Here is a 1,938-nt window from a genome sequence, read left to right on the forward strand (position 1 = left end):
GACATGAACATTCAGTTGCCGGTTTTGGCGAATGATCGGGAGTATTTGGTGCCGAAGGTTTGTGCGGTTGCGATATGTCTGGATGGGTGTGAGCCTGAATATCTGGATGTTGCGATTGGCAAGGGGTTGATGCCGAACCTGGCGCGGATGCGGGCGGAGGGGACGGATCGGTTGGCGCATTCGGTCATTCCGTCGTTTACCAATCCCAACAATCTCAGCATTGCGACGGGACGACCGCCGGCGGTGCATGGGATTTGCGGCAATTACCTGATCGACCCGGACACCGGCGAAGAGGTGATGATGAACGATGTGCGCTTCTTGCGGGCGCCGACGATCTTCTCGCAGTTCTACGAGGCCGGCAGCCGGGTCGCGATGGTGACCGCCAAGGACAAGCTCAGGGCACTTCTGGGCGCCGGGCTCAGGTTCGACGAGGACCGTGCGGTGGCGTTTTCCTCGGAACGCTCGGGCGAGACCACGAAGGCCGAGCACGGGATCGACAACGCCTCCGACTGGCTCGGCATGCCGGTGCCGGAGGTCTATTCGGCGGAGCTTTCCGAGTTTGTCTTTGCCGCCGGGGTGAAGCTTCTCAAGGAGTTCAAGCCGGACGTGATGTATCTCTCGACCACCGATTACATCCAGCACAAATACGCGCCGGAGCAGCAGGGCGCGCTCGACTTTTACGCGATGTTCGACCGTTACCTGGGCGAGCTCGATGCGCTTGGCGCGGCGATCGTGGTCACCGCCGACCATGGCATGAAGCCCAAGCACCTGGCCGATGGCCGCCCCAACGTGATCTATGCCCAGGACCTGATGGACGACTGGCTGGGCAAGGATGCGGCGCGGGTGATCCTGCCGATCACCGACCCTTACGTGGTCCATCACGGCGCGCTCGGGTCTTTTGCCACCGCCTATCTGCCCGAGGGGGCGGATCAGGCCGATATCATCGCCAAGCTGCGCGCGACCGATGGCATCACCCATGTGCTGACCAAGGCGGAGGCCATCGACCGGTTCGAGCTGCCCGGCGACCGGATCGGCGATATCGTCATGGTCTCGGGCGAAAACATCTGCATCGGCACGTCCGAGCATCGCCACGACCTGGCGGCGCTGAAGGAACCGCTGCGCAGCCATGGCGGCTTGACCGAGCAGGAGGTGCCGTTCATCGTGAACCGGGTCATCGACCTGCCCGACGCGCCGGAACTCAGGAACTTCGACGCGTTCTTCTATGCCACCATGGCCGCGGCGCTCTAGAACGCCTGGTCAGAGACCCACCCGTCCCGGGCCTGACCCGGGACCTCACGCGGGAGTACGCATGAGCGGAGCCGTCTTCAAATCTTGCCCCTCGCGCGGAATCAAGGCGCAAGGCGAAGAAGGTGTATTACACCGGTGGCGCGGCGTAAGTCCGATGAACGCGCATCGCCATGCCGGAGGTTCGCGTCCAACAAGGCGTCCCCCGCGCGGAATCAAGGCCGAAGGCCGCCGCGCGATTGCCAGACCGCCCGCACGGGCTGGCGATTTGCTGGCGCTGGCGCATTGTCTTGAGGATTCACTGACTTGGCAGAGATAAAGTGCACCCCACTAAGGTCGGATCGCCATCCCGCGGTCTGGCAATCGCGCGGCTCCGATCTCCGGGACCGGTGACAGGCCGAGGCCATTTGAAATCAAACCGTTCTGAGGAAGGAACGCGATATGAAAGATACAATCGAGGTTCGCAACGAAGGCATGCGCATCGGCGGCGAGACCGTCTTTACCGAGGGCGTGGTCGAAGTGCTCTACCCCTATACCGACGAGGTCGTGGGGACCGTGCCTGCGGGCACCGCCGAACATGCTGCCCGCGCCTTCGAGATCGCCGCGAATTACAAATCGAAACTCACCCGCTACGAGCGCAGCGAGATCCTCAAACGCGCGGGCGAACTGATCGGCGAGCGCCGGGAGTACCTG

2 protein-coding genes are annotated in these 1,938 nt (G+C 62.9%); both read left to right on the forward strand.

The genetic code is table 11. The annotated features are described in order from the left end of the window. Positions 1-1,248: phosphonoacetate hydrolase (gene phnA / locus RBB29_RS22235; RefSeq protein ID WP_371931544.1), on the forward strand; the 1,248-nt coding region annotated here is incomplete at its 5' end. Between the two features lie 438 nt (positions 1,249-1,686). Further along, on the forward strand, positions 1,687-1,938 hold a 252-nt coding region (locus RBB29_RS22240), incomplete at its 3' end, for an aldehyde dehydrogenase family protein (RefSeq protein WP_306121229.1).

The organism is Roseovarius sp. MMSF_3359, from assembly GCF_030733385.1.
In the GTDB taxonomy this organism is placed as follows: domain Bacteria; phylum Pseudomonadota; class Alphaproteobacteria; order Rhodobacterales; family Rhodobacteraceae; genus Roseovarius.